Annotated in this window: 21 protein-coding genes; 10 read left to right on the top strand and 11 right to left on the bottom strand. The window is 69.8% G+C overall.

Annotated elements, in window-relative coordinates; genetic code table 11:
* The first annotated feature begins 10 nt into the window (after window positions 1–10).
* Window positions 11–1,087: a HAMP domain-containing sensor histidine kinase gene (locus ASE14_RS00345; protein WP_056649179.1), complete on the top strand. Its 1,077-nt coding sequence runs from the start codon at window positions 11–13 to the stop codon at window positions 1,085–1,087.
* A gap of 43 nt (window positions 1,088–1,130) precedes the next feature.
* Here the strand turns inward: ASE14_RS00345 and ASE14_RS00340 are convergent, their stop codons facing one another.
* Window positions 1,131–1,712: a dihydrofolate reductase family protein gene (locus ASE14_RS00340; protein ID WP_056649174.1), complete on the bottom strand. Its 582-nt coding sequence runs from the start codon at window positions 1,710–1,712 to the stop codon at window positions 1,131–1,133.
* 127 nt (window positions 1,713–1,839) lie between these two features.
* Here ASE14_RS00340 and ASE14_RS00335 point away from each other — a divergent pair, with 127 nt between their 5' ends.
* The 3 genes from ASE14_RS00335 to ASE14_RS00325 all read left to right on the top strand — a co-directional run bounded on the left by ASE14_RS00335 (window position 1,840) and on the right by ASE14_RS00325 (window position 6,766).
* Window positions 1,840–3,294, top strand: a complete 1,455-nt coding sequence (locus ASE14_RS00335; protein ID WP_056649171.1) for an NAD(P)-dependent oxidoreductase — start codon at window positions 1,840–1,842, stop codon at window positions 3,292–3,294.
* A 190-nt stretch (window positions 3,295–3,484) separates the two neighbouring features.
* Complete coding sequence (locus ASE14_RS00330; protein WP_056649169.1) at window positions 3,485–5,185, top strand: SulP family inorganic anion transporter; 1,701 nt, start codon at window positions 3,485–3,487, stop codon at window positions 5,183–5,185.
* A 135-nt stretch (window positions 5,186–5,320) separates the two neighbouring features.
* Entirely contained in the window at window positions 5,321–6,766 is a 1,446-nt protein-coding gene (locus tag ASE14_RS00325) for a DUF1254 domain-containing protein (RefSeq protein WP_082600109.1), read from the top strand.
* 285 nt (window positions 6,767–7,051) lie between these two features.
* On the opposite strand, the gene ASE14_RS00320 is transcribed toward ASE14_RS00325, so the two are convergent.
* On the bottom strand, window positions 7,052–7,510 hold the full coding sequence (locus tag ASE14_RS00320) for a DUF6325 family protein (RefSeq protein ID WP_056649168.1): 459 nt from the start codon (window positions 7,508–7,510) through the stop codon (window positions 7,052–7,054).
* 291 nt (window positions 7,511–7,801) lie between these two features.
* Here ASE14_RS00320 and ASE14_RS00315 point away from each other — a divergent pair, with 291 nt between their 5' ends.
* Entirely contained in the window at window positions 7,802–8,128 is a 327-nt protein-coding gene (locus ASE14_RS00315; protein ID WP_056649167.1) for a carboxymuconolactone decarboxylase family protein, read from the top strand.
* 27 nt (window positions 8,129–8,155) lie between these two features.
* Here ASE14_RS00315 and ASE14_RS21050 read toward each other — a convergent pair whose 3' ends face one another.
* From ASE14_RS21050 to ASE14_RS00295, 4 genes are all read right to left on the bottom strand, one after another.
* On the bottom strand, window positions 8,156–8,986 hold the full coding sequence (locus ASE14_RS21050) for a LuxR C-terminal-related transcriptional regulator (RefSeq protein WP_235511091.1): 831 nt from the start codon (window positions 8,984–8,986) through the stop codon (window positions 8,156–8,158).
* A 1,481-nt stretch (window positions 8,987–10,467) separates the two neighbouring features.
* On the bottom strand, window positions 10,468–11,871 hold the full coding sequence (locus ASE14_RS00305; RefSeq protein WP_056649165.1) for an APC family permease: 1,404 nt from the start codon (window positions 11,869–11,871) through the stop codon (window positions 10,468–10,470).
* A 118-nt stretch (window positions 11,872–11,989) separates the two neighbouring features.
* Window positions 11,990–13,093 (bottom strand): glycerate kinase, encoded by a 1,104-nt coding sequence (locus tag ASE14_RS00300; RefSeq protein ID WP_056651522.1) that lies wholly within the window; start codon window positions 13,091–13,093, stop codon window positions 11,990–11,992.
* Window positions 13,090–13,824 (bottom strand): ThuA domain-containing protein, encoded by a 735-nt coding sequence (locus ASE14_RS00295; protein ID WP_056649162.1) that lies wholly within the window; start codon window positions 13,822–13,824, stop codon window positions 13,090–13,092. The genes ASE14_RS00300 and ASE14_RS00295 overlap by 4 nt, the downstream gene beginning before the upstream one ends.
* Before the next feature lie 123 nt (window positions 13,825–13,947).
* Here ASE14_RS00295 and ASE14_RS00290 point away from each other — a divergent pair, with 123 nt between their 5' ends.
* The 4 genes from ASE14_RS00290 (at window position 13,948) to ASE14_RS00275 (ending at window position 18,530) form a co-directional block, all read left to right on the top strand.
* Window positions 13,948–15,006, top strand: coding sequence for a LacI family DNA-binding transcriptional regulator (locus ASE14_RS00290; protein ID WP_235511033.1), 1,059 nt, complete (start codon window positions 13,948–13,950; stop codon window positions 15,004–15,006).
* Between the two features lie 199 nt (window positions 15,007–15,205).
* Window positions 15,206–16,399, top strand: coding sequence for a Gfo/Idh/MocA family protein (locus ASE14_RS00285; RefSeq protein ID WP_056651519.1), 1,194 nt, complete (start codon window positions 15,206–15,208; stop codon window positions 16,397–16,399).
* Window positions 16,400–16,401: 2 nt separating this feature from the next.
* Entirely contained in the window at window positions 16,402–17,655 is a 1,254-nt protein-coding gene (locus ASE14_RS00280) for a dihydrodipicolinate synthase family protein (RefSeq protein WP_056649157.1), read from the top strand.
* Complete coding sequence (locus tag ASE14_RS00275; protein ID WP_056649153.1) at window positions 17,652–18,530, top strand: sugar phosphate isomerase/epimerase; 879 nt, start codon at window positions 17,652–17,654, stop codon at window positions 18,528–18,530. The genes ASE14_RS00280 and ASE14_RS00275 overlap by 4 nt, the downstream gene beginning before the upstream one ends.
* Before the next feature lie 114 nt (window positions 18,531–18,644).
* Here ASE14_RS00275 and ASE14_RS00270 read toward each other — a convergent pair whose 3' ends face one another.
* The 5 genes from ASE14_RS00270 to ASE14_RS00250 all read right to left on the bottom strand — a co-directional run bounded on the left by ASE14_RS00270 (window position 18,645) and on the right by ASE14_RS00250 (window position 24,071).
* Window positions 18,645–19,652 (bottom strand): hydroxyacid dehydrogenase, encoded by a 1,008-nt coding sequence (locus tag ASE14_RS00270; RefSeq protein WP_235511032.1) that lies wholly within the window; start codon window positions 19,650–19,652, stop codon window positions 18,645–18,647.
* Window positions 19,649–20,581, bottom strand: coding sequence for a carbohydrate ABC transporter permease (locus ASE14_RS00265; RefSeq protein ID WP_082599847.1), 933 nt, complete (start codon window positions 20,579–20,581; stop codon window positions 19,649–19,651). The genes ASE14_RS00270 and ASE14_RS00265 overlap by 4 nt, the downstream gene beginning before the upstream one ends.
* Window positions 20,578–21,519: a carbohydrate ABC transporter permease gene (locus ASE14_RS00260; protein ID WP_056649150.1), complete on the bottom strand. Its 942-nt coding sequence runs from the start codon at window positions 21,517–21,519 to the stop codon at window positions 20,578–20,580. Before ASE14_RS00260 ends, ASE14_RS00265 begins: the two co-directional genes overlap by 4 nt.
* 58 nt (window positions 21,520–21,577) lie before the next feature.
* Complete coding sequence (locus ASE14_RS00255) at window positions 21,578–22,885, bottom strand: ABC transporter substrate-binding protein (RefSeq protein WP_056649149.1); 1,308 nt, start codon at window positions 22,883–22,885, stop codon at window positions 21,578–21,580.
* Between the two features lie 97 nt (window positions 22,886–22,982).
* On the bottom strand, window positions 22,983–24,071 hold the full coding sequence (locus ASE14_RS00250; RefSeq protein ID WP_056649147.1) for a substrate-binding domain-containing protein: 1,089 nt from the start codon (window positions 24,069–24,071) through the stop codon (window positions 22,983–22,985).
* A 98-nt stretch (window positions 24,072–24,169) separates the two neighbouring features.
* Here ASE14_RS00250 and ASE14_RS00245 point away from each other — a divergent pair, with 98 nt between their 5' ends.
* Window positions 24,170–26,047 carry a DUF2264 domain-containing protein gene (locus ASE14_RS00245; protein WP_056649144.1) on the top strand — a complete coding sequence of 626 codons (1,878 nt, stop codon included), beginning with the start codon at window positions 24,170–24,172 and terminating at the stop codon, window positions 26,045–26,047.
* Window positions 26,048–26,163: the final 116 nt, after the last annotated feature.

Here is a 26,163-nt window from a genome sequence, read left to right as displayed (position 1 = left end):
GGCTCGGGGAATGAGCGTCCGGCTCAAGCTCACCCTCAGCTACGCGGGCTTCCTGATGGTGGCGAGCTTGCTGCTGCTCGCGGCGGTGTGGCTCTACCTCCTGCGGTACGTGCCCACTCATGCGGTCGAGACCACCGGTGGATTCGTCCCAGGGCGCAACGACCTCATCCGAGCGTTCGGTCCGGTGGCGACCTGGGTCCTGCTGTTCCTGCTGGTGGTCGGCCTGCTGGGTGGATGGTTCCTCGCCGGCCGCATGCTCGTGCCCCTGGGGCGCATCACGGAAGCCACGCGCAGGGCTGCCGACGACTCGCTCTCGCACCGCATCGAGTTGGAGGGCCGGAACGACGAGTTCCGTGAACTCGCCGACAGCTTCGACGCCATGCTCGCACGGCTCGAGGCGCACGTCGCCGAACAGCAGAGGTTCGCGGCCAACGCCTCCCACGAACTGCGCACCCCGTTGGCGATCACGCAGACCATGCTCGAGGTCGCGCGCAACGATCCAGGCCACGACAGCGAAGCGCTCGTCGAACGTCTCAGCGCGGTCAACACCCGCGCGATCGACCTCACCGAGGCACTGCTCCTGCTCAGCCGCGCCGATCAGCGGTCGTTCACCCGAGCGGTCGTCGACCTGTCGCTCCTCGCGGAGGAGGCCGCCGAGACGCTGCTGCCGATCGCGGAGCGGCGCGGCGTCACCATCGAGACATCCGGAGACGTCGCCTTCACGCTCGGCTCTCGCACGCTCCTGCTGCAGCTGACCACGAACCTGCTGCACAACGCCATCGTGCACAATCTCCCCGCACACGGCACCGCGAAGGTCACGACGTCGGTCGACGAGAGGTTCGTCAGCATCGTGGTCGAGAACACCGGCGAGCCGCTTCCGCCCCGCCTCGTCTCCACGCTCACCGAACCGTTCCAGCGCGGCACGGAACGCATCCGCGGCGACCATGGGGGCGTTGGTCTCGGCCTTGCGATCGTCAAGAGCATCACCCAGGCGCACGAGGGAACGCTCGTGATCGTCGGTCCTCCCGAAGGCGGGATGCGCGTGACGGTGCAACTGCCCGCCGCACCGTTGCACGCCGACCGGTGAGCATCGCGCACCGCGAGGTCGCGGGCGAGCGAGAGCGAACGGATCAGGATGCGAGCGGGTCGCGCTGCGACCGCACGACTCGGTAGCGGAGGAAGACGACTCCCGAGTCGAAGACGCGGTTCTCGACGAGTTCGAGATCCGCCCGGCGCTCCCGCCGGGGAAAGAACGGGACGCCTCCGCCGACCAGCACCGGATACACCCTGAGCCGGTACTCGTCGATCAGGTCGGCAGCTGCCGAGGCGAGCGTGGCTCCGCCGATCGCGATGCTGTGCTCCCCCGGCTCGTCTCGCAGCCGCTCGATCTCCTCCGCAACGGTGCCCGAGGCCAGGTGGGCACTGCCCTGCACTTCGGACAGCTTCGAGGAGAACACCACCTTCGGCAGAGGATTCCAGAGCGCGGCCCACTCGAGCTCGGCATCGCCGAGCGATGGATCCTGGGCGGCGGTCTCCCAGTACAGCATCGTCTCGTACAGCCGACGTCCCATCAGGTAGACGCCGACCTCTCGCGTCTCCTCGATGACGAAGCGGAACAGCTCGGCATCGGGCGGCGTCCAGTCGAGCCCGCCGTCGGGCCCGACGATGTACCCATCGAGGGATACGCCCATCGAGTACGTCACCTTGTGCATCGGAAGCCCCTCTCTCCTCTGTACGAGTTCGAGGATACGACGCCGGGCGGAGTCCGGGAAGGCGATCGAGGCCGAAGCTAGGCTGAGTCCGCCTGGACCGCACCGGGCAGAATGATCGAGGATCCCGATGGCCGTCACTCCCCCCAGCCGTACCCGTGTCTTCCTGACCGGAGCCACCGGAAACTGGGGCCGGGCGATCCTCCGCGAGTTCCGCGGACGGGCCGATCGCGTCTCCGTCATCGCCCTCGCCCTGCCCACCCCACGCGACCGGCAGGCCCTCGAGGAGTTCGAGGGCATGGAGAATCTCGAGGTCGTGTTCGGCGACCTGACGGACTACGACGTGGTCGAGTCCTGCGTGAGCCGTGCCGACTACGTGCTGCACGTCGGTGCCGTCGTCTCGCCCCTCGCCGATGAGCAACCGGAGCTCGCCCAGCGGGTCAACGTGGGCAGCATGCGCAACATCGTCCGCGCCGTCGCGGCGCAACCTGACCCGGGCGGCATCGGCGTGGTCGGAATCGGCTCGGTCGCCGAGACGGGCGATCGCCCCGCACCGCACCACTGGGGACGGATCGGCGACCCCGTGCGCGTCTCGCGGTTCGACGAGTACGGGCAGAGCAAGGTGATCGCCGAGCGTCTGCTCGTGGATTCCGGCCTCCCGAAGTGGGTCTGGCTGCGTCAGACCGGCATCTTCCACGCGGGGCTCATGCAGGTGCAGGACCCGATCATGACGCACACCCCGCTCGCCGGGGTCCTGGAATGGGTGTCGGCGGAAGACGCGGCGCGACTGCTCGCGGGAATCTGCGAGCCCGAGGCCCCCGACGAGCTGTGGGGCGGCATCTACAACATCGGCGGCGGCGACGGATGGCGCATCACCAACTGGGAGCTGCAGTTGAAGCTCTTCGCGGCGATGGGTGTCGCCGACCCGCGCCGTTGGTACGACCGCAACTGGTTCGCCCTCAAGAACTTCCACGGCCAGTGGTACACCGACAGCGACCGTCTCGAAGCGCTCGTCCCGTTCCGCCGCGACACCTTCGACGACGCGCTCGCCCGCGCGATCACGGAACTGCCGGAATCCGCGCTCAAGGCGGGCACGGCGCCGGGGTGGTTCGTCAAGCACTTCGTGATGAAGCCGATCACCCGCAAGCCTCGCGGCACCATGGCGGCGATCCGATCGGGAAATCGAGCGGAGATCGATGCGTTCTTCGGCTCCCTCGCGCAATGGAAGGCGATCGGAGGCTGGTCGACGTTCGAAACCCCCAACCCGAGTCGAGTCCCGATCCTGCTGGATCACGGCTATGACGAGTCGCGGGATCCTGCGGAGTGGGCCATCGAGGATCTCCAGGGCGCAGCGGCCTTCCGCGGCGGCCGGCTCCTCTCGGAGGCGTTCACGAAGGGAGACATCGCGACGGTACTCGGTTGGAGGTGCGGCCTCGGTCACGAGTTCGAGGCGAGCCCCCGACTCATCCTGACGGGCGGACACTGGTGCCCGGAATGCGTCAAGGACTCTGCGGGCTACGGGACGCAGGCGGTTCACAACGCCTTCCTCGCCCAGCTCGAGGCCCCCGCGCACGCGCCCTCCTGAGCGCCCTCGGTCGCTTCTGATCGAACCCCGTAGCTCACGGTCGTCGTGCCGCTCGCGATGATCGTGCTGATCGCATGACCCGTGTCGGCGACTCTGCCGATAGCCTCTCCTGATCGTCGGTTCCGAGGGAGGAGCAACGTGCGGAGTCGTACGCCCGAGAGACAGCCTCGATGCAGTCCTGCCATCTGCCATGAACAACGCTGAATCGCCCGGCCCGCGTCCACGCGGCATCCGCCGGCTGCTGCGCCGAGGTTCACTCCGGAAGGATGCACTCGCCGGGCTCGTGCTCGGCGTCGAAAGCGTGCCCGACGGGCTCGCCAGCGGGTTGCTCGCGGGCGTGAACCCGGTCGCAGGGCTCTATGCGTACCTCTTCGGCATGGCCGGCGCCGCGTTCTTCACCAGCAGTTCGTTCATGGCTGTGCAGGCGACCGGCGCGATGGCGCTGATCGTCAACGACACCGATCTGGCGTCGCGCCCCGATCCTGAACGTGCGCTCTTCACGCTCGCGATGCTGACCGGCGTCGTCATGCTCCTCGCGGGACTGCTGGGCGGTGGCCGCCTGCTGCGCTTCGTGCCGACGGCGGTCATGACCGGATTCGTGACCGCGGTCGGCGTCAACATCGTGCTCGGCCAGCTCGGAGACCTCACCGGGGCGGAGGGATACGGCGCGAATCGGCTGACCCGCGCGATCGACCTGGTGCTGCATGTTTCCCGTTTCGACATCCCGACGCTCATCGTCGGGGTGCTCACCATGGTGCTCATCCCGCTCCTGACTCGCACCCCACTGCGCTCCCTGGGGCTCGTGGTGGCTGTCGCGGTGGGCTCCGTCGTCGCCTGGCTGATGAACGGCAGCGGCTTCGATGTCGCCGTGGTCGCGGACATTGCGGAGATCCCCGCCGCCCTCCCCATGCCGACGCTTCCCGTACTCGAGGACGTCTGGTTCCTCATCATTCCTGCGATGTCGCTCGCGTTCGTCGGCATCGTGCAGGGCGCGGCGGTCTCCGCCGGCGTGCCGAACACCGACGGGCGCCCGGCAGACACCAACCGCGACTTCGTGGGCCAGGGCGTCGGAAACCTGGTCTCCGGACTCTTCCAGGGCATGCCGGTGGGCGGATCGATGTCCGCCTCGGCCCTGTACGTCGCCGCGGGAGCCCGTACGAGGCTCGGCCTGATCATGGCGTCCTCCGTCATGGCGATCACGGTGCTCTTCGCCTCGGGCATCGTCTCGCAGGTGGCCATGCCGTCGCTCGCCGCGCTGCTGATCGTCATCGGCATCGGCACCATCAAGCCCGCGCAGATCCAGTCGGTCGCCAACACGGGCGTGCTCCAGATCACCGTGATGGGGGTGACGTTCCTCCTGACGCTCATCGTGCCGCTGCAGTTCGCGGTGCTCGTCGGCGTCGGGCTCGGAATCATCCTCTTCGTCGCCGAGCAGTCGAATCAGCTGCGTCTTCGTCAGATCCACTTCGAAGACGACGGTCGTCGGCGCGAGTCCTCACCTGCGGCGACGGTCGGGGCGCATGAGGTCGTGGTCGTGCAGCCGTACGGCAGCTTGTTCTTCGCGAACGCACCGAACCTGGAGGCGCAACTCCCCCGTGTCGATGCCGCGACCCGCGGTTCGGTCGTGATCCTCCGCCTCCGAGGCATCGACCAGATCGGGCTGTCGCACGTCGAGGTGCTCCGGCGATACGCGACCGAACTCGATCAGGCCGGTTCGCGGCTCGAGGTCATCGTGACGAGCGATCGGGTTCGCTCGAACCTCACGGCAGGCGGGCTGACGGCGATCATCGGCGAAGCGGCCGTGCATCGTGGCACCGAGTGGCAGGGCGACACGCTCCGAACCGTGTACGCGAACGCGCTCGACCGGGTCGGCGGGCAAGCCGACGAGTGACGTGCCGGTGTGCCGCCTCGAGCAGTGCGGCGCGTCGAGACGCGTATCGCGCCCGAGACTCGCGCGATCTGCGTGATGGTGTCGCCGCCCTCCTCTGCCACAATCGCGAGGGTATCGACCGATGAGGGGATGAACATGGCGATCGAAGGCACGACCGTGGTGGGACTGACGAAGGAGCAACTCGCGGAGGAGGTGACACATGTCTCGACTCCCGACCGGATGTCGACGCCGTTCGGAGACCTCGAGTTCTTCGACGGGGTGCCCAAGCCCGATTCGGTCCAGTCGATCTTCGACGGTCTCGACCTCGTTCGCGGCATCACTGCGTTCCTGAACACGGTGCCCGGTGCGTCACTCGTCGCCATGCGGCGCGGCCTGCGCGCCGCTGGTGTCGATTCGCCCGACAAGATCGGGTACACCGATCCGCGATGCACCTCCACCCCCATCTTCCTCACACCGAACACCGAGACGACGTATGGCATCACGTTCCTCGACCTGAAGGCGTGGGGGCCCACCGTCATCGAGGTGCCGCCCCAGTCGCTCTGCGTCGTCGACGACTTCTGGTTCCGCTACGTCACCGATATGGGCATCGCGGGCCCCGACAAGGGCGCCGGCGGCAAGTACCTCTTCCTCCCGCCGGGCTACGACGGCGAACGGCCCGACGGCTACTACACCTACGAGAGCCCGACGTTCACGAACTTCGTCGTGATTCGCGCCCTGGGCGGCGTGCCGGCGATCAAGCAGTCCCGCATCTACAAGCTCAGTGATGTCGATGCCGTACCAGAGAACACGTTCGTGAACGTCGGCGAGCAGGAGTTCAACACCGTCCACTCCAACGACTTCTCGTTCTTCGAGGAGATCGCCCAGCTCGTCGCCGAGGAGCCGACCACCGCACTCGACCCCGAGCGCGCGGGCACCCTCGCGACGCTCGGCATCCGGCACGGCACGCCGTTCGCACCCGACGAGCGTCTGCGCGGCATCCTCGACGAAGCGGCTCGCATCGCCGCGGGGATGTCACGCGCCATCCTCTACACGCCTCGCGACCCCGAGACCTTCCGCTGGGAGGGGTCGTCGTGGAAGAACCCGTTCGTCGGGGGCAGCTACGAGTTCCTGAGCGACGGCGCACGCAACCTCGATGCGCGCACGCTGTTCCACTACGCGGCGACGGTGATCACCCCGGCGATGGCGCACGCGCAGGTCGGGGCCGGGTCCGCCTACATTTACACGGCCGAGGACGCCGATGGCGCCCTCCTCGACGGGGCCGAAACTTACTCGCTGCGGATTCCCGCGAACCCTCCGGCGAAGAACTTCTGGTCGATCGACGTCTACGACACGCAGACCCGTTCGCTGCTGCAGTCGGCACTCTACCCCGCGTTGTCGAGCCTCTCCGAGAGCCTCCAGGCCGAAGCCGACGGCTCGTATGTGCTGTGGTTCGCCCCGACCGCTCCCGAGGGCAAGGAGTCCAACTGGATCCCGACGCTCCCGGGCAAGTCCTGGTGGCCGGTGCTGCGCCTCTACGGTCCGCTCGAGCCGTGGTTCGAGATGACGTGGCAGCTGCCGGAGATCATCCGCCAGCAGGGGTGACGACGAACCCGCGGCCCCGTTGACGGATGCCGCGACCACGAGAAGCGGGTGCCCGACATGTCGGGCACCCGCTTTCCGTCATGAGCCGCGTCAGGCGTGACGGCGTCCTGACCTCGTCGATGGCATCAGATCCGGCGACGACGACCGGGCGTCACCGCTGCGGCGACGACTGCGGTACGGGCGACCGGCGCTCGCCCCGGTGTGACCGCGGCGCCGACGACAGCCGCCTTCGCCACGGGCGCTCTCACGACTCCGACTCGTCCGATGCGTGCTGGTCTCAGCATGTCACTCTCCAACCTTCTCGGGTTCGACATCCGCCTCGAGCGAGGCGATGATGTCCTGCATGGGGATGCGGCCGTCTGCGATGAGCCGGCCACCTGCTCGGCGTGCCGCTGACGCGAACGGAGCCGCCCACACGTTCTCGTAGACGACGACGCCGGCAACGCTGCCTGGATCCATGGCGGCAGCGAGGTTCTCGATGTCCTCTTCGGCGAGCAGCTCGGCGAGCTCCGCCTCGAGACGCGCCAGGGGTCCGAGGTCTTCGGCGTCCTCGAGCTCCAGCGCCTCGACGGCGCCATCGTCGGTCTTTCGAAGAATCAGGATGTCGATCAGCCGGATGGTGCCGGCGTCCACGAGCCTGACCAACTCCTCGGCGATCTCCCCCGAGAAACTCGACTGGCCGGCAGGGAACTCGATGATCACGAAGTCCACCGGTCCCAGTTCATCGAGTGACGATTCAGTCATTGCAAACCCTTCTGTCGTTGAGTTGCGCTTCCGGCGCAGGCCCCGGAACCGACCGAGTCGGGTCGATGTCTCTCGATCCCGCTGAGAGCTGACACGACGCCGGCAGGTCTCCACCCACAGTGCCGGTTTCCGCTCGCGCCGGCGTAATGCGTTCTGTGTGAACTTCAACGCCCGAGCGGCGCCGTTCGCAACAGGGCGGAAGAGCGTTCATGCGATCCGCATGGCGCGCCGGCGGGGTTCAGCGCTTCTATGGACCAGCAATAGTCGGCACCGCGCACGGAGGAGGGCATCGTGGACGACACTGAGCGCTTGCGTCGGTTCATCGTCAACGCCGACGGCCTGTGCCGAGATCCGGCTGCCGTGTCCAGCGACGCACTCGACCGCCGTCTCGTCGCTCTCGTCCGGATCAGCGCGCTCTGCGCGGTGGGAGCGCCGACACCGTCGATCCGGGCCGAGGTCGACGCAGCGGTCACGGCGGGTGTGTCCGAAACCGAGATCATCGACGTCCTCGCCGTCATCGTTCCGATCATCGGGATGCCGCGAGCCGTGTCGGCTGCTCCGAAGGTCGCCGTGGCACTCGGGTACGACATCGACCTGCTGTCGGATGACTCCCGCTAGCCGTTCTCCCCGCGGCTCACGCGGGGATCATTCCCCGAGGAGCCCGACGGCGATCGCTCGCTCCACGGCCGCGCTGCGCGCGGTGACGTTGAGCTTCCGATAGATCGACCCGACCTCGGAGCTGACCGTGTTCCTCGAGATGAACAGCCGGGCCCCGATCTCACCGATCGTGAGGTGCGTCTGCAGATAGGGCAGCAACCGGAGTTCGGCCGGGGTGAGCGGTATCGCGCCGCTCCAGCCCGACATGCGCTCGATCCGCCGCTGCAATGCCTCGGTCTCCTCACGGAGGAGCCCGAGGTTCGGACGCCGGTGGAGCAGTTCCTGCATCTCGCGCATCAGGTGCATCGCGGTCACGTGGTCGCCGATCTCGACGAATGCCCTGGCGAGTTGCAGACGAACCTTGAGCGAGACGAACGGAAGCACGAAGGTGCATTGGACTCGCGCCCGCATCGCGCGCGCCAGGTATCGTTCCGCCCGGGCGCTCTCGCCGAGGTGGATCGCGATCCGTGCGGCGACCGCGAGGGCCATCGCAGCAGTGGAGTAGCCCTCCATGTGACTGGCGTCGATGGCTTCCAGCGCCAGGTCGGCGTGCTCCTCTGCGGCACGCCAATGGCCGGCCTCGATCGCGAGGATCGCCAACTCCGCCTCGCTCACGAGAAGAGCACCGGTGTTGCCCATCTTCGGTGCCGTCGCGCATGCTTCGACGAAGGCGCGGCGGGCGGAATCGTCATCCCCCACGAGCCGGCATATCGACCCGTACAGTTGCAGTGCCAGAGCGCGCCACGGCCCCCACGACGGCTCGTTCGCCACCGCGAACGCGGCATCCTCCAGTGCCAGCTCGGGGCCGGCCGCGCACATCACCGCGCGGAGCATCGCGCGCGATGAGTCCAACGCCAGTCGATCCTCAGCCGACGCATCATCCCATTCGATCCGCTCGAGCGTCCGCATCCATCGGTCGGCCTCCGCGGTCTCGCCCAGCAGAACCCCCTTCCACGCGGCCATCACGACCAGCGGAGGGTAGGTTTCGACAGCGTCATCGCCGAGCTCGCCAATCCATCGTTCGACGACGGAGACCCGACCGGACTGGTAGGTCGGCAGCGCGAGTCGCGCGACGAGGTGAACGGAGCGATCGCGATCGCCCGCTGCAAGCAGGTGCTCGATCGCCTGCGCGGGGAGCCCGTTGGATTCGAACCAGGTCGCTGCTCGCAGGTGCAGTTCGACGATCTCCGCCGCCTCGGCCACCTGCAACTCGGCGAGGAGAAAGTCGCGGAACAGCGCGTGATACCTGTACCAGCCGCGTCGCCGGTCGAGGGGAATGAGGAAGAGACTCAGCGACTCGAGCTCTCGCAGGCGCGCGGCGGAATCCGTCGATTCGAGCACGGCGTCGCAGACCGCGCCGGAGAGCTGCTCGAGCACCGCCGTCTGGCGGAGGAATCGCCGCATCTCGTCGGAGAGCTGTGCGAGGCACTCGCGATAGAGGTAGTCGGCGACGAACCGGTCGTCGCCGGTCACCTCGAGAACCTCGCCGCCCGAGCGCGCGACCAGCGCGCAGAGGAAGACTCCGGTCGGCCAGCCCTCGCACCGATCAACCACAGCGGCGAGCTGCTCCTCACCGACTTCGATGTGCGCTCGCTCGAAGATGCGGCGTGCCCCCTCGACCCCCACTCGGAGCTGGGCGGTGCCGATGTCGTACGCATCTCCGTTCGCACGCAAGCGGGCAAGATGCGGCTGCTCGTGCCGACTGGCCAGCACGACTTGAGAACCTTCCGGCACGCCAGTCAGCACGATCTCGAGCGCATCCTGACAGCTCAGCGAATCCGCCAGGTGAAGGTCGTCGACGAACAGCACGAACGGTGTCGATGTGCGCCTGAGCGCCTCTGCCAGGAGTGGTGCCGAGCGCCCGAGCGTCGACGCGCCGACGCCGCGCATCTCGAGCACGACCTCCGCTGCGTGCGGAGAGATCGTCGAACAGGCGGTCGCCAGGAGCGAGAGAAGCACAGCAGGGTCGTCATCGAGCCGGTCGATCGAGGCCCAGGCCACCGGCCGATCTTCGCTCGCCGCCCATTCAGCGAGCATGGTGGACTTGCCGTACCCAGCGGGCGCGGTGATGCCCACCACGCGCGAGCCGCTCGCGCGCGCGTCCTCGATGAGTCCGCGCCGGCTCGCGCCGCCACCGGCGTGTGCCGGAACACTGACCTTGCCCTCGAGCAGGAGCTGCTGCAGATCGGGTCGCGACCCAATCAGCTTCGGATTCCCCACGATCACCGTCGAATCATATGGGGCGAGAGGCTTCCGGGAACAGGACGGGCCGCGGCCGGTGAGGGATCGGGTCGGTAGATTCAGGCGCGTCGGCGTCGCGCGGCGGTGTACACGCGCTCGGCGATCCACAGCACGACGCCGATCGCCAGGAGTGAGAGCGCGATCCCGTACTGTCCGGCCGGCCGGCCGGAGGTCCACGGGAACACCAGGTAGAGGCACGTGATCGCACCGATCACCGGCATCACCGTGGGCGTGCGGAAGTGCTTGTGCTCGACGGGCTGCCGCCGCAGCACCAGTACGGTCACGTTCACCACCGCGAAGACCGTCAGCAGCAGCAGCGATGTCGTGCCTCCGAGCAGGGCGACGACCGAGCCCTCGGCGTCGAGGGAGACGTAGACGATGAGGCCGGCGGCCAGCGCGCTCGTGAACAGGATCGCGGCCCAAGGAGTCTGCCGTCTCGGGGCGACCTTGCCGAGGAACGGCGGCAGCACCTGCTGCCGGCTCATCCCGTAGAGCAGACGGCTCGCCATCATCATGTTGATCAGCGCGGTGTTGGCGACCGCGAACATCGAGATGAACGGCAGCAGGTCGTTGATCGGGAAGCCGGGCGCCGCCACCTCGACTGCGGTCACGAGTGGCGTCTCGCTGCCGACGAGTTGCCCGATCGGCACGAGGGCGACCACGGTGATCGACACCAGCACGTAGATCACCGCCGCGATGCCGAGCCCGCTCAGCATCATCTTCGGGAAGATGCGGCTCGGGTCCTTCGTCTCCTCGGCCATGTTGACCGAGTCCTCGAAGCCGACCATCGCGAAGAATGCGAGGGATGTCGCGGTGCTGACCGCGAGCAGCACGCTCTTGTCCTCAGGCGTGTCGAACGCCACGACCCGCGACCAGTCCGCGTTGCCCCCGGCGATCGCCCACATGCCGATGAGGATCACGAGGAGCAGGCCCGACAGCTCCACGAGGGTCAGGAACACGTTGAGCCAGACGCTCTCACTCACCCCTCGCAGGTTCACCAGCATGACGAGCACGATGAACGCGAGCGCGATGAGCATGGTCGTCACCGCGGCATCCGGGATTCCGAAGGCGACGAGGAGGTTCGCCGCGAACGCACGCGAGGCCGTCGACGCCGACGTGATGCCGGAGGTCATGACGATGAAGCACACGATGAACGTGAAGAAGTGGACGCCGAACGCCTTGTGCGTGTACAGCGCCGCGCCGGCCGCCTGCGGGTACTTCGTCACCAGCTCGAGATACGAGAACGCGGTCACGGTCGCCACCGCGAATGCGAGGAGGAAGGGCAGCCATGCGGCACCGCCGACTTCTGCGGCGACCTGGCCCGTCAGCGCATAGATGCCAGTGCCGAGAATGTCGCCGACGATGAACAGGAGCAGCAGCCCCGGTCCGAGCACTCGCTTGAGTTCGGGTTGTTCAGGCTCGACGGCCTGCACGACTTTGGTCCACGACGGGTCGTCGTTCATGTCGCCCCCTTCCGCTGAACCCAGCCGACCACATCTGGCTCGCCAACTCAACCATCGGGATCACTGACCCTCCACCGGGTGAGATGCTGTCCGGCTGGGGAACGCGGCGCCAGCGGCCTCAACCCGCCGTGCGCGCCAGCTCGGTTCCCGCGGCCTCGAGCCAGCGCAACGGCTCGGCCGACGCCGCCGCGCCGCTGCCCGCGAGGTCGGTGAGGGCGACGGATGCCGCGAACCCGCGCGGCTCGGCCGTGATCGCCCCTGCGACCAGCGCCGTCGGCACCCCCGCGTCGCGCGCGAGCGCCGCGACGACCGTCGGCGCCTTGCCCCGCTCGGACTGCCCGTCGAACCGCCCTTCACCCGTGATCACGAGGTCGGCGCCGCCCATCGCGTCGCCGAGGCCGACGGCCTGCGCGACGATCGCTGCGCCGCCGCCCATCTCGGCGCCCCACGCGAGGAGGGCGAATCCGGTACCGCCTGCCGCGCCCGCCCCGGGCGCTTCGGCGAATGCCCGCACCGATGCGGGGACGAGCCCGACGAGGCGGGCGAGGCCGTGCTCGAGCGCCTCGACGGTCGCGGCATCCGCCCCCTTCTGCGGGCCGAACACGGCGGCCGCGCCGAGCCCGCCGAGGAGCGGGTTCGTGACGTCGCCGAGGATCACCGCACCACCGCGCGGCAGCGACCGCAGCCCCGACAGGTCGACCTGAACGAGTGCGCCGAGCCCGCGATTGCCGGGCGACACGAGCCGCCCCGAGGCATCCGTGAACCGGCCGCCGAGCAGGGTGAGCGCGCCGACCCCGCCGTCGGTCGAGGCGCTGCCGCCGAGCGCGAGGAGCAGCCGGTCGACGCCGTGGTCGAGGGCCGCGGCGATGGCCTCGCCGAACCCGGCGGTGTGCGCGTCGAGCGGCGCGAGCGGGTCGAGCAGTGTGATGCCCGACGTCGTGGCGAGCTCCACGACCGCCGCCGGCCGCGTGCCCGGCAGCAGCAGCCACTCGGCCGCCACCGGGTCCGAGACCGGCCCCCGCACCGTGATCGGCATGCGGACCGCGCCCGGCACCGCGGCGGCGAACGCGTCGAGGGTTCCCTCGCCGCCATCGGCCATGGGGCGCAGCACCACGTCGTCGCCCGGGCGCACGGCGAGCCAGCCGCTGGCGAGGGCCTTCGCGGCATCCGTCGCGCTCGCCGTGCCCTTGAACGAGTCGGGGGCGATGACGATGCGGCTCATGCGTCGGGAGCGGTCGGGGCGGGCACCCGCGAGAGCCATGCAAGCGCACGGGCGAGGAGCACACGGTGCCCGGCCGACTCGTAGGAGCGGGCGTCGTGGCCGAGTGCGTCGTACACGAGCCGCGAGCAGCCGAACTCACGCGCCCAGACGAGGGGGTGGCGCGCGCCGCCCTCCTCGTGCTCGGCGATCGGCTCGATGACGTCGAGGAATCGGAATCCCGTGTAGCGCTCGTCGAACACGGTGAAGTCGGCGAGCCCCTCGGCGACGAGGTGATCACCGACGACGAGCACGTGCGCGTCGCCGATCGGCGGGTGCCACGAGACCTCGCGCACCCACCGGGCGCCGAGCGCGCGCTCGAATGCCGGGTACGCGCGGAGGCTCGACGCGGCCGCGTGCACGGCGAGGATGCCGACGCCGCGTTCGATCGCCGCGTCGAGCCCGGCCGCGGCAGCCGCGATCACGGATGCCTGCGCCTCGCCGCCCGTGTCGGCGGTCGCCACGTCGGCGCCGCCGGCATCGGCCGCGTGCGGGCCATCGGGGTCACCGGCGTTCACGACGATGAGGCGCACGTCGTCGTCGAGTGCGGCGAGTGCGGCATCGGGGTCGTCGGCGACGTGCACGGTGAACCCCGCCTCGCGCACGAGCGCCGCGAGCGCCGCGCTCGTCTCGGCGAACGGATGCCACGGGTCGCCGTATCGCCCGGTGCCGCTGATGATGATGGCCTCGACCACGCACGCCTCCTCGTTTCGATGCTCCCAGCGCGACAGCGCCGCGATCGGGTGGGATGGAAAACGTTATCCAAGATACCTCCCGCCCACCAGCCAGTCCCGCGATCGACGTGGAATGATGGCAGCGTGCCCGGAACGAAGCGAGTGGACCGCGAGACCCCGCGATCGGGTGCGACCCTGCACGACGTCGCCCGCGAGGCCGGCGTGTCGCTCGCGACCGCATCGCGGGCCATCAACGGGAGCACCCGGAAGGTCAACGACGAGTATCGCCGTCGCGTGCTCGACGCCGCCGCCCGACTCGACTACTCGCCCAACCTCTCGGCCCAGGCGGTCGCCCGCGGCGCGACCATGACCGTCGCACTCCTCGTGGCCGACATCGCCGACCCGTACTTCTCGGGGATCGCCGCAGGCGTCGTGCGCGAGGCCGACCACGAGGGCCTCATCGTGACGATGGCCGCGACCGGTCGCGACGCCGCGCGTGAGCTCGAACTCGTGCGCACGCTGCGGGGTCAGCGCCCTCGCGTGATGATCCTGGCGGGCTCCCGGCACACCGCCGACCGCGAACCGGCACTCGCCGACGAGCTCGCGGCATTCGAAGCGAACGGCGGCAGGGTCGCGTTCGTGGGCGGCCACGATCTGCCGTTCCGCACCGTGCTCGTCGAGAACGCCGACGGGGCCGACGCCCTCGCCCGCACGCTGGCGGGCATCGGGTACCGGCGGTTCGCAGCCATCGCCGGCGACACGGGCCTCACCACCTCCGACGACCGCCTCGCGGGATTCGGCGCCGGCCTCGCGGCATCCGGTCTCGCACTCGATCCCGGCCGCATCGTCCGCTCGGACTTCACCCGCGACGGCGGGTACGACGGCATGCGTCAGCTCATCTCGGCCGGGCTCGACGACATCGACCTCGTCTTCGCAGTGAACGACGTGATGGCGGTCGGAGCGCTCTCGGCACTGCGCGAGGCCGGTTTCGAGCCCGGCCGGGATGTCGCGGTCGCCGGATTCGACGACATCCCGACTGTTCGCGACGTCACCCCGACACTGACGACCGTTCGCATTCCGCTCGACGAAGTGGGTCGGCGCGCACTCCGCCGCGCGCTCGACGGCGACGCGCCCGACGCCGCCGGCGCCGTGCCGACCGAGGTCGTGCTGCGGGCGAGCACTCCCCCGATCATCGGGCACTGAGGCGCAGGCCGACCAGGCGACACCGAGCGCCGGGCGCAGCTGCGCATCCCGTTGGAACACCGGGTCGCTTGCGACGGTTCGCCGAGCCATCTACAGTGTCGGGTAAACGCTTTCCCGCAATCGGTCGCCGGTTCGTCCACGACGCCGCCGGCACTCCACGAAGGAGCATCCTGTGTCCGCACCCACCATCGGCATCATCATGAACGGCGTCTCGGGACGCATGGGCTATCGCCAGCACCTCGTGCGCTCGATCCTCGCGATCCGCGAGCAGGGCGGTGTGCTCCTCGCCGACGGCGTGACCCGCGTGCAGGTCGAGCCCATCCTCGTCGGCCGGTCCGAGGCGAAGCTCGCCGAGCTCGCGGCCAGACACGGCATCGAGCACTACACGACGAACCTCGACGAGGCGCTGGCCGACGACCGCTGGCAGATCTACGCCGACTTCCTCGTGACGAAGGCGCGCGCGCACGCGATCAGGAAGGCCATCGCGGCCGGCAAAGCGATCTACACCGAGAAGCCCACCGCCGAGAGCTTCGAGGAGGCGCTCGAGCTCGCCCGCCTCGCCGAAGAGGCCGGCATCAAGAACGGCGTCGTGCACGACAAGCTGTACCTCCCGGGCCTGCAGAAGCTCAAGCGCCTCATCGACTCGGGCTTCTTCGGTCGCATCCTGAGCGTGCGCGGCGAGTTCGGCTACTGGGTGTTCGAGGGCGACTGGCAGCCCGCCCAGCGCCCGAGCTGGAACTACCGCGCCGAGGACGGCGGCGGCATCATCGTCGACATGTTCCCGCACTGGAACTACGTGCTCGAGAACCTGTTCGGCCGCGTCGAGTCGGTCTATGCGAAGGCCGTCACCGAGATCGCAGAACGCATCGACGAGCAGGGCAATCGGTATCCGGCCACGGCCGACGACGCCGCCTACGCGATCTTCGAGCTCGAGGGCGGCGTGGTCGCGCAGCTCAACTCGAGCTGGACCACCCGGGTGAACCGCGACGAACTCGTGGAGTTCCAGGTCGACGGCACGCACGGCTCGGCGGTCGTCGGCCTGTTCGGCTGCAAGATCCAGCCGCGCAACGCCACTCCCAAGCCCGTGTGGAACCCCGACCTCGCCGACGCGCACGACTATGACGCCGACTGGATCGAGTCGCCCGGCAACCAGGAGTTCGAGAACGGCTTCAAGACCCAGTGGGAGGAGTTCATCCGCCACGTCGTCGAGGACGCCCCGAACCACTACGACTTCCTCGCCGGCGCACGTGGCGTGCTGCTCGCCGAGGAGGGACTCCGCTCGTCCGTCGAGGGTCGCCGTATCGCGCTGCCGGTCGTCGCGCTCGACGGCGCAGCGACGGATGCCGCGACGCCCGCGTCCGAGCAGGCCGCCGAGCTTGCGGGGGCACGCTGACCATGACCGCGATCACGCTCATCGACGGCACCGGATCGCTCCGCACCGTGCCGCTCGCGGAGGCGCCGGCGTTCCAGAAGCCGCGACATCCGCTCACGAGCCGGATGGCCTACGCGGCCGCGCACGTCGTGCCGAAGCCGTTCGCCGACAACACCCCCGGCGAGCCGGCCGAGATCGACTGGGACGCCACGCTCGCCTTCCGTCACCACATCTGGTCCTGGGGGCTCGGCGTCGCCGACGCCATGGACACCGCGCAGCGCAACATGGGCCTCGACGCCCTCGCCACGCGCGAGCTGATCTCCCGCGGGGCCGCCGAAGCGGCATCCGTGGGTGCGAACCTCGTCGTCGGCGTCAACACCGATCACGTCGGCGACGAGACCATCTCGATCGAGCAGGTGATCGACGCCTACAAGGAGCAGCTTCACCACGCCGAGGACGCGGGCGCGGGGGTCGTGCTCATGGCGAGCCGCCACCTCTCCCGTGCGGCACGCAACGCCGACGACTACCGCCGCGTGTACCACGAGGTGCTCGGCGCCGCCGGCGGCCCGGTCGTGCTGCACTGGCTCGGCACCGCGTTCGACCCGGCGCTCGCCGGCTACTTCGGCTCCGAGGACACGGATGCCGCTGCCGCGACGCTCGTGGAGGTGATCGAGTCCGACCCCGACAAGGTCTCGGGCGTGAAGATGAGCCTGCTCGACGCCGACGCCGAGATCGCCGTGCGCGAGCGGCTCCCCGAGACGGCCCGCATGTTCACGGGCGACGACTTCCACTACGTCGGCCTCATCGAAGGCGACGAGCGCGGTCACTCCGACGCACTGCTCGGCGCGTTCGCCGCGCTCGCGCCCAACGCGTCGGCGGCGATCCAGGCGCTCGACCGCGGGGATGCGACGGCGTACCGCGACCTCCTCGGCCCCACCGAGGCGCTCTCGCAGCAGGTCTTCGCCGCGCCCACGTACTACTACAAGACCGGCGTCGCGTTCCTGTCGTGGCTGAACGGCCACCAGGCCGCATTCCAGATGGTCGGCGGCCTGCACGCCGCGCGCAGCCTCCCCCACCTCTCGCGCATCGTCGAGCTCGCGAACGCCTCGGGCGCCCTCGAGCGACCCGAGCTCGCGACGGCGCGCTGGCACTCGCTGCTCACGCTCAACGGCGTCGAGGTCGCGACGGCGTGGGGCGCCCCAGCCGACGCCGGCGAGACCGAGGCGACGGATGCCGCGATTTCCGCCTCGGACGAGGGCATCGAGGTGCTCGCATGAGCGCCCACCCGCGCCTCTCGCTCAACCAGGCCACGATCAAGCACGCCCCGCTCGACGAGGCGCTGCGCCTCACCAGCGCGGGCGGCTGCACCTCCATCGGCCTGTGGCGGGAGCCCGTCGCCGTCGTCGGTCTCGACGAGGCCGCGCGTCGGCTCGCCGACTCCGAGCTGCGGGTGTCGAGCCTCTGCCGCGCCGGCTTCTTCACCTTCCCCGAGGGAGCCGAACGCCGCGCCGCACTCGACGACAACCGGCGCGCGATCGAGGAGACCGCGACGCTCGCGGGGGCCGGCGCGCCCGGCTCCGCCGCCGTGCTCGTGCTCGTCGCTGGAGGCATCCCCGCCGGGTCGACCGACCTCGCCGGGGCGCGCGAACGCGTCGCGGACGCGCTCGCCGAGCTCGCCCCGCACGCGGCATCCGCCGGTGTCACGCTCGCGATCGAGCCGCTGCACCCGATGTACGCGTCCGACCGGGCCGTCGTATCGACGTTGAAGCAGGCGCTCGACCTCGCCGAGCCGTTCGACCCCGCCGCCGTCGGCGTCGTCGTCGACACGTTCCACGTGTGGTGGGACCCCGAGGCGTTCGCCCAGATCGCCCGTGCGGGGGCATCCGGCCGCATCGCGAGCTACCAGGTGTGCGACTGGCAGACCCCGCTGCCCGCCGACGTGCTGCTCGCCCGGCACCAGCCGGGCGACGGCGTCATCGACTTCGCCGCGTTCACGCGTGCCGTCGAGGCCGCCGGCTACGCGGGCGACATCGAGGTCGAGATCTTCAACGCGGCGATCTGGGATGCCCCGTGGCCCGAGGTCGTCGCCAGCACCGCCCGGGCCTTCGACGCCGCGGTGGCACCGCACCTCGCGGCAGCCGCCACCGCCTGACGCAGGTCGTGCTCGCACGATGCCGCGCCCCGCTCGGGGCGCGGCATCGTCGTCTGCGGCCGGGTACTCGCCGGCGACGCATGGTCAGGCGTCGGGCGTCGGGCATCGGGCCGATCAGGCCGTGAACGACAGCTCGTCGGCCTGCACGGCGTACTCGAGCGGAAGGCCGCGGGCCAGGCGGATCGTCTCATCGAGCGCGACGTCGGCCAGACGGCCGAGTTCGACGCCGAGCGACCCCGCGATGTGCGGCGTGAGCAGCACGTGCTCGTGGTCGAACAGCGGGTGGTCGGCGTCGAGCACCCACGGCGTCGTCACATCGAGGATCGCGAAGAGGTCGCCGCCGAGCACCCGCGCCGTGAGCGCCTCCTGGTCGATGAGCTCGCCCCGCGCGGTGTTCACGAGCGTCGTACCGGGCCGCATGAGACCGATCCCGCGCGCGTCGATCATGCCGTGCGTCTCGGGCAGCGAGGGGGCGTGCACCGACACGACGTCGGAGGTGGCGAGGAGTTCGTCGAGCCCGACGATCTCGACTCCGAGGTCGGAAGCGTCGTCGACAGAGAGGAACGGGTCGTAGACGACGACCTCGACCGCGTACGGACGGAGCAGTTCGATGACGTTCCGCCCGATCTTCGAGGCGCCCACGATGCCGATGCGCTTGCCGAAGTTGCCGAGCCCGGGAAACCGTTGCTCGACGTCGAAGGCGCGCCGCTCGGCTCGATAGCGCCCCGCGATCGGCAGCACCCGCTTGTTCGCGAGCACGATCATCGCGGCCGTGTACTCGGCGACCGGCACGGCGTTCGCGGCGGCCGCGGAGCTCACCTGGATGCCCCGATCCCACACCTCGCTCGTGACGTGGTGCTTCACCGATCCTGCGGCGTGCAGGATCGCGCGGAGCCGTGGCGCGGCAGCGAGCGTGACCTCGTCGACAGGCGGGCTGCCCCAGCCCGTCACGAGGATCTCCGTTTCGGCGAGCACCTGCCGCGCGGCATCCGACTCGAACTCGGTGAGGACGCCTGCGAGGTCGACGACCTCCGCGAAGGCGGCCATGCGCTCCGGGGTGAAGATCCGCTCCTGCACGTCGGGCGCCATCGCGAACGTGAGGCTCAGGCGGGGGGCGGTCACTTGATGCTCCCGGCCGAGAGCCCGGCGCGCCAGAAGCGCTGGAGCAGGATGAACGCCACCACGAGCGGGATGATCGAGAGGAACGATCCGGTGATCACCATCGGCGTGAACTCGGGCTGAGGCACGGCGTAGCCCTGCCAGAGCGACATGCCGACGCTCACCGGGAAGAGGTCGCGGTTCTGCAGCATCACGAGCGGCAGCATGAAGTTGTTCCAGATCCCGACGAACTGGAAGAGGGCGATGGTCACGAAGCCGGGCGCCAGCATCGGCAGTCCGACGCTGAAGAACGTGCGGAGCGGGCTCGCTCCGTCGACGCGAGCCGCCTCGAGCGTCTCGTCGGGCACGTAGCCCGCGCTGAAGACCCGGGCCAGGTACACGCTGAACGGGTTGCAGAGCACCGGGATGATGACCGCCCAGACCGTGTTCGTCAGGCCGACCGCGGCACCGAGCAGGTACAGCGGCAGCACGGTCGCGGTGTTCGGGATCAGGACCCCGACGAGCACCGCGCCGAAGAGCGCACCCTTGCCGCGGAACTCGAATTTGTCGAAGGCGTAGCCGGCCATGACCGAGATGAGCCCGCCGATGATGGCGCCGACGCCGGCGTACATCACGCTGTTCGCCATCCAGCGGAGGAAGATGCCGTCGCCCTCGGTGACGACGTCGACGATGTTCGACCAGAGCGAGAAGTCGCCGAAGCTGAATGCGCCGGTGCCGTAGAGGTCCTTCGTGTCCTTGGTCGCCGCGAAGACGAGCCAGAGGATCGGCAGCACCATGTACGCGGCGCCGAGCACGAGGATGCCGTTCACGCCGATCGTGGAGCCGAGCGCGCGCTGCGGTCGACGGCCGCGCCGGGCCGGCCCGGTCGCCGCGGCCGGGGCGCCGGAACCGGCTTCGGCGCGAGCCGGTCGTGCGTTGAGCGTCGCGGTCATCGCGTGCGTCCCTTCGAGCTGAGGCGGGTGACCGCCCACGAGAGCAGGCCCGCGAGGAGCGCGAGGATGATCGAGGCGGCCGCGGCCTGCGGCAGGTTGTTGCGGTTGAACGCGGCGTCATAGGCCCACATGTTCGGCACCCATGTGCTCGTCACCGCGGTCGTGGCCTTCGAGAGGATCTGCGGTTCGGTGAACATCTGGAGCGTGCCGATGACGGTGAACAGCAAGGTCACGCTGAGGGCGGGAAGAATGAGCGGCGTCTTGATCGACAACGCCGAGCGCAGTTCGCTGGCACCGTCGACCCGGGCGGCCTCGAGGATGTCCCGCGGCACCGCCTGCAGGGCCGTGAAGAGGATGATCACGTTGTACCCGGTCCACTCCCAGACCGCGATGTTCACGATCGAGGGGAGCACCATGTGCACCGAGAGGAAGTCGATCTGGATGCCGCCGGCCGCGAGCGTCGAGACGATCGGGCTGATGCCGGGGGTGTAGAGGTAGGCCCAGATGAGTGCCGCGATGACGCCGGGGACGGCGTGCGGCAGGAAGAGGAAGAGCTGGAAGGCCCGCTTCGCCTTGGTGACGATCGCGTCGAGGAGGAGGGCGAAGACGAGCGCAAGGCCCAGCATGATCGGGATGTACATCAGGCAGTAGAGGAACAGCCGGCCGAATCCGCCGACGAAGGTCTCGCTCGAGAGCACGTTGAGGTAGTTCTCGAGGCCGACGAACACAGTCTCGGCGCCGCCGAACCCGAGGCCGGAGCGTTTCTGTGCGAACAGGCTGAGCCCGATCGCGTAGACGACCGGCGCGATCATCGCCACGACGAACAGGGAGAAGAACGGAACGAGGAAGATCGCGGCCGTGCGGCCGCCGGTTCCGGGGATGCGACGTCGGGCGGCGGCGGCGGCGGTGGGCGGCCGGTCGCTGTGGCGGATGGTCATCTGCTGCTCCTTGGTGCTGCGTCCCCGGGGCGGTTGCACCCGCCCCGGGGACGCTCGGCTACTCGGTGACGGTGAGGCCGAGCTGCTCGAGGCCCTCGACAGTGGCCTGTTGCGCGCTGGTGAGGCCATCGGGCACGGTCCCGCCGGCGCCCACGGTGCTCATCGAGTCCTTCAGCGACGTGTTCGTGATGTCCCAGTTCGGTCCCCACGCCCATCCGTCGACGACGCGGTCGTAGGACTCGTCGAAGGCGGCGTAGATGTCGTTCGCGAAGTAGTCGGTCGGGAAGACACCGGCGGCGATCTCGTTGAGTCCGGGGTAGGCGAGGTAGGCGCTGCCGACCTCACCGCGAGCCTCGATCGCGACCGGGTCGGTCGTCACGAACTCGAGGAACTTCGCGGCCGCGGCCGGGTTCTCGGAGTTCTTGGTGATCGCGAAGCTCGTGCCGCCGTAGAACGCACTGGCGTCGTCGCCCCACGTCGGCGGTGCCGCGGCGACCCACTTGCCGGCCTGACCGGATGCCTCGGTGCGGGCCTTAAGCCCCGCGGCGCTCCAGCTCGCGCCGATCACGCCGTTGGTCACGCCGGAGCCGAGGTCGGCCGTCCACTCGTCGCTGAACGAGGGCTGCACCTTCACGAGGTCCTCGTCGATGAGTCGCTGCCAGTACTCGGCCACCTTCGTGCTGGCCTTGTCGTCGATGCCGATCTTCCAGCTGTCGCCGTCGATGCCGTACCACTGGCCGCCGGCCTGCCAGGCGAGCGCGGCGAGCACGGCGGGTTCGTTCTGGTTGTAGCTCGCGAGGTAGGCCGACGGGTTCGCGGCACGGACCGCGCGTGCGGCCGCCTCGAACTCGTCCCAGGTCTCGGGCACGTCGACGCCGGCGGCGTCGAGCACGTCCTGCCGGTAGTAGGTGACGAGGGGCGGGGCGTCGTAGGGCATGCCGTAGGTCGCGTCCTCGAAGGTCACGAGCCCGCGCACCTGGTCGGAGTACTCGTCGAGGGTCTCGGCCGGCACGAGGTCGTCGAGTGCGATGACCGAGCCGGAGCCGACGAACTGGGGCAGCTGCCCGTACTCGAAGCCGGCGACATCCGGGCCGGTGCCCGACTCGATCGCCGTCGCGAGCTTCGCGTACCCGCCGTTCGGTCCGTTCGGGATCTCCTCGAACGTCACGGTGATGTCGTCCTGGCTCTCGTTGAACGCCTCGGTGACGAGGTCCATGCCGGGGATCGCCGACCAGAACGTCAGCTCGCCGGTCGGGTTCGCCGCGGGCTCCGAAGGCGTGGTGGCCGAGTTGGCCGAGCAGCCCGCGAGGAGCGCTCCTGCCGTGATGAGCGCGGCGCCCGTGAGCAGCCTGCGTCGCATGTTCATACGAATTCTCCTTTGAATGTGAGAGCGTGCAGGGACACTGAAGCCCGGTTTCGATCACACCGCAAGCCAATGGGCCACAATCGAACAAGTTCGAACATCAGGCTCCGAGGCGAGTCGATTCCCGTTCGATCAGGACGGGCAGCATCGCTGTGCGGGTGACGGCACGCCCCGCGGCATCCGGCTGCCGGATCCGGTCCACGCAGAGGCGCAGCGCGGCATAGCCGAGGTCGTGCTTCGGCGGCGCGATCGCCGTGAGGGGCACGCGGGCGAGGGCGGCGATCTCATCGTCGTACGCGACGACCGCGAAGTCCTCGGGAACGCGGATACCCCGCTCGCTGGCCAGATCGGTGAACGCCACAGCGTCGACGTCGCTCAGCATGACCGCGGCCGAGATCCCTCCGGCGAGGCACTCGTCAAGGAATCGTCCGAGCACGTCGACCGTGCCATCGTCACCGGCGCTCGGACTCGGGAGCTGCTGGTGCATCGAGCCCCCGGCGAGCCCGAGTCGCGTCATCGCCCGTTCGTAGCCGTCGAGGAGCCACGGCGTCGTCGGGGACTCGCGCGCTGCGAGCGCGATGCGCTCGTGTCCGAGCTCGGCGAGGTGCCGGACCGCGAGCTCCGCCCCGTAGGCGTGGTCGCTGCGGACCGACTCGAGTCGGCCGCCACTGCGCTCGTCGACGCTGCGTTCGACGACGACGACCGGGATTGGTGCCTCGACGAGAAGCTCGTGCAACGGCGTCCCCTCGAGCGTCGTGCCGCTCGGCGTGATCATGAGCGCGTCGACGCCGCCCCTGATCAGCCGTTCGGCCTGGCGCAGCTCTTCCCGTTCAGAGTAGTTCGTGGTGCCGAGCACGAGCCGGCAGTTGAACTCGCGCGCAGCGTCGCGCGCGCCGCGGATCACCTCGGGGTAGTAGTAGCTCGCCGAGGGCGTGACCATTCCGATCGTGGCGATCGGCCGTCGCGGCTGGTTCGCACCGACCTCGTGGCGCTCGCGCTGCGCGGCGACGGCGGGCGAGACGGCGCCGCCGTGCACGCGGGCGAGGAGCCCGCGCGCCTCGAGCTCGGCCAGGTCGCGCCTGAGCGTCATGGTCGACACCTTCAGCTTGCCCGCGAGTGGCGTGACCTCGAGCGATCCGCGCAGTTCCAGTTCCCTGAGGATGGCGTCGTGCCGGCCGGCCGCGATCATGGGCACCTCCGATGTGCGATTCTGTTCGAGTCTGCACTGCGAACGGGTCCCACCATACACTTGCTCCGGAACGCGAACGCGAGCGAAGGGGCGACACGATGCACGACGAGCCCGGGTCGGTGTTCACGAGGGCGGACTGGTTCTGCACCGCTGATCGACTCCTCGACGCGCTCACCCCGTTCCGCTCGGACTCGGGGGCCCTCATCGACCTGCCGGGGCGGCCGAGTTGGTCGGGCCGGCGTTCCGACGCCCACGAGGGCTATGCGCGGTCGTTCCTCCTCGTCGCCTTCCGCGTCGCCGGCTCCGCGGGCGAGGATCCGCTGGGCCTGCTCCCCCGGTATCGCGACGGCCTCCTCGCCGGCACCGATCCGGCGCACGCCGATGCCTGGCCGACGATCGTCGATCGAAGCCAGGCCCTCGTCGAAGCCGCCTCGATCGTGATCGGGCTGCACTTCACCCGGCCGTGGCTCTGGGACCGGCTCGAGCCGGCTGAACAGGAGCGGGTCGCCGCCTGGCTCGCGCCGTCGGCGCACGTCGCCACCGGCGACAACAACTGGGTGCTCTTCCGCGTCGTCGTGCAGGAGTTCCTCGCCGGGTCGGGGTTCCCGTTCGATCCGGCCGTGATCGACACCGGGCTCGATCGTCTCGACGACTGGTACGAGGGCGAGGGCTGGTACCGCGACGGCGACGGACAGAACTTCGACTACTACAACGCCTGGGCGATGCACCTGTATCCGCACGTGTGGGCGGGCATGCACGAACGGCGAGACCCCGTCCGGGCCGCCGACGCACGTGCGCGCTACCTCGAGCGCCTCGCCGCGTTCCTCCCGCAGCACGTGCGGAGCTTCGGCGCCGACGGCACCCCCGTCTTCCAGGGCCGGTCGCTGGCGTACCGCTTCGCGGCACTCGCACCGGTCTGGCTCGGCGAGCTCGGCGGCGTCTCCCCGCTCGAGCCGGGCGCCACGCGTCGGCTGGCATCGCGAGCGCTCCGGCGGTTCACCGACGGCGGCGCGCTCGACGACCAGGGCCTGCTGACGAACGGATGGCTCGGCGCGTTCCCGCCCATGGTGCAGGCGTACTCGGGGCCGGCGTCGCCGTACTGGGCGAGCAAGGGCTTCCTCGGGTTGCTGCTGCCGGCCGACTCGCCGGTGTGGGGCGCCCCGGAGTCCGCCGCACCCGTCGAGCGCGAGGACGCGACGCTGACGCTCGCCGCGCCGGGGTTCCTGCTGCAGTCGACGCGGGCCGACGGCATCGCGCGGCTCGTCAACCACGGCAGCGACCACCACCCGCCGCTCGTCGGCACCGACGATCCGCACTACGGTCGACTCGCGTACTCCTCGGCCACTGCGCCGAGCTTCGACGACCACCCGGTCGACAACCATGTCGCCGTGCTCGACGAGCGCGGCCGCGCGTCCCGGCGGGGTGCCATCGAGCGCCTGCCCGGAGGCGAGCACGTGCTGGCGAGCGCGCACCTCCCGTTCTGGGCCGACCCCGGTGCCGACACCCCTGAACCAGTGCCCGGCGTGCGGATCGCGACCGCCTCCACCACCCACGGCGCGACGGTCGTGCACGCCCACGTCGTGGCGAGCGATTCCGCCACGCGCCTCCCGCTCCGGTTCGGCGGATTCGCGATCGCCGCAACCACCGCACCCGCCGCGATCACCGCGGACCCGCGGGCGTCGGTCGTCGGCGACGGCGTGGTCTCGACGATCGAGGCGCTGAGCCCCGGTCTGTCGGCGGGCGTCCACCGTGCGACGGCGAGCAGTCCGCTCGGGCCGCACACTGCGGTGCCGGTGCTCACCGGCACCCACTCCGGCCCACGCAGCATCCATGTCGTCGCGACGGTGCTGACCGGCGCTCCCCACTCCCCCGATGAGCGCCCGATCCGGGCGGAGGTCCGTCACGACGACGACCTCGTCCGCGTCGAGATCGTGTTCGGCGACGGTACTCGGCGAGTGCTCGCGCTCCACGGCTGACCATCGGCGGGTCCGCGGGAATTCTCTCTCTGCGATGGGGCGAAGGCGCCGGGCGCGTTGCAGGTCTGGTCGTGCGCGCGATCACGCGCCCCGGATCGGTGGAAGCGAAGCCGATC

The sequence above is a fragment of the Agromyces sp. Root81 genome (assembly GCF_001429165.1).
GTDB lineage: Bacteria > Actinomycetota > Actinomycetes > Actinomycetales > Microbacteriaceae > Agromyces.
Note: the sequence above shows the minus strand (reverse complement) of the source record. Positions and strands in the feature narration are given on the sequence as shown.

Excerpts from the sequence above, each read along its gene's own strand:
- ASE14_RS00345 (WP_056649179.1), top strand. The coding sequence starts at position 11 with ATGAGCGTCCGGCTCAAGCTCACCCTCAGCTACGCGGGCTTCCTGATG.
- ASE14_RS00340 (WP_056649174.1), bottom strand. The coding sequence starts at position 1,712 with ATGCACAAGGTGACGTACTCGATGGGCGTATCCCTCGATGGGTACATC.
- ASE14_RS00335 (WP_056649171.1), top strand. The coding sequence starts at position 1,840 with ATGGCCGTCACTCCCCCCAGCCGTACCCGTGTCTTCCTGACCGGAGCC.
- ASE14_RS00330 (WP_056649169.1), top strand. The coding sequence starts at position 3,485 with ATGAACAACGCTGAATCGCCCGGCCCGCGTCCACGCGGCATCCGCCGG.
- ASE14_RS00325 (WP_082600109.1), top strand. The coding sequence starts at position 5,321 with ATGGCGATCGAAGGCACGACCGTGGTGGGACTGACGAAGGAGCAACTC.
- ASE14_RS00320 (WP_056649168.1), bottom strand. The coding sequence starts at position 7,510 with ATGACTGAATCGTCACTCGATGAACTGGGACCGGTGGACTTCGTGATC.
- ASE14_RS21050 (WP_235511091.1), bottom strand. The coding sequence starts at position 8,986 with ATGTGCGCGGCCGGCCCCGAGCTGGCACTGGAGGATGCCGCGTTCGCG.
- ASE14_RS00305 (WP_056649165.1), bottom strand. The coding sequence starts at position 11,871 with ATGAACGACGACCCGTCGTGGACCAAAGTCGTGCAGGCCGTCGAGCCT.
- ASE14_RS00300 (WP_056651522.1), bottom strand. The coding sequence starts at position 13,093 with ATGAGCCGCATCGTCATCGCCCCCGACTCGTTCAAGGGCACGGCGAGC.
- ASE14_RS00285 (WP_056651519.1), top strand. The coding sequence starts at position 15,206 with ATGAACGGCGTCTCGGGACGCATGGGCTATCGCCAGCACCTCGTGCGC.
- ASE14_RS00280 (WP_056649157.1), top strand. The coding sequence starts at position 16,402 with ATGACCGCGATCACGCTCATCGACGGCACCGGATCGCTCCGCACCGTG.
- ASE14_RS00275 (WP_056649153.1), top strand. The coding sequence starts at position 17,652 with ATGAGCGCCCACCCGCGCCTCTCGCTCAACCAGGCCACGATCAAGCAC.
- ASE14_RS00265 (WP_082599847.1), bottom strand. The coding sequence starts at position 20,581 with ATGACCGCGACGCTCAACGCACGACCGGCTCGCGCCGAAGCCGGTTCC.
- ASE14_RS00260 (WP_056649150.1), bottom strand. The coding sequence starts at position 21,519 with ATGACCATCCGCCACAGCGACCGGCCGCCCACCGCCGCCGCCGCCGCC.
- ASE14_RS00255 (WP_056649149.1), bottom strand. The coding sequence starts at position 22,885 with ATGAACATGCGACGCAGGCTGCTCACGGGCGCCGCGCTCATCACGGCA.
- ASE14_RS00250 (WP_056649147.1), bottom strand. The coding sequence starts at position 24,071 with ATGATCGCGGCCGGCCGGCACGACGCCATCCTCAGGGAACTGGAACTG.
- ASE14_RS00245 (WP_056649144.1), top strand. The coding sequence starts at position 24,170 with ATGCACGACGAGCCCGGGTCGGTGTTCACGAGGGCGGACTGGTTCTGC.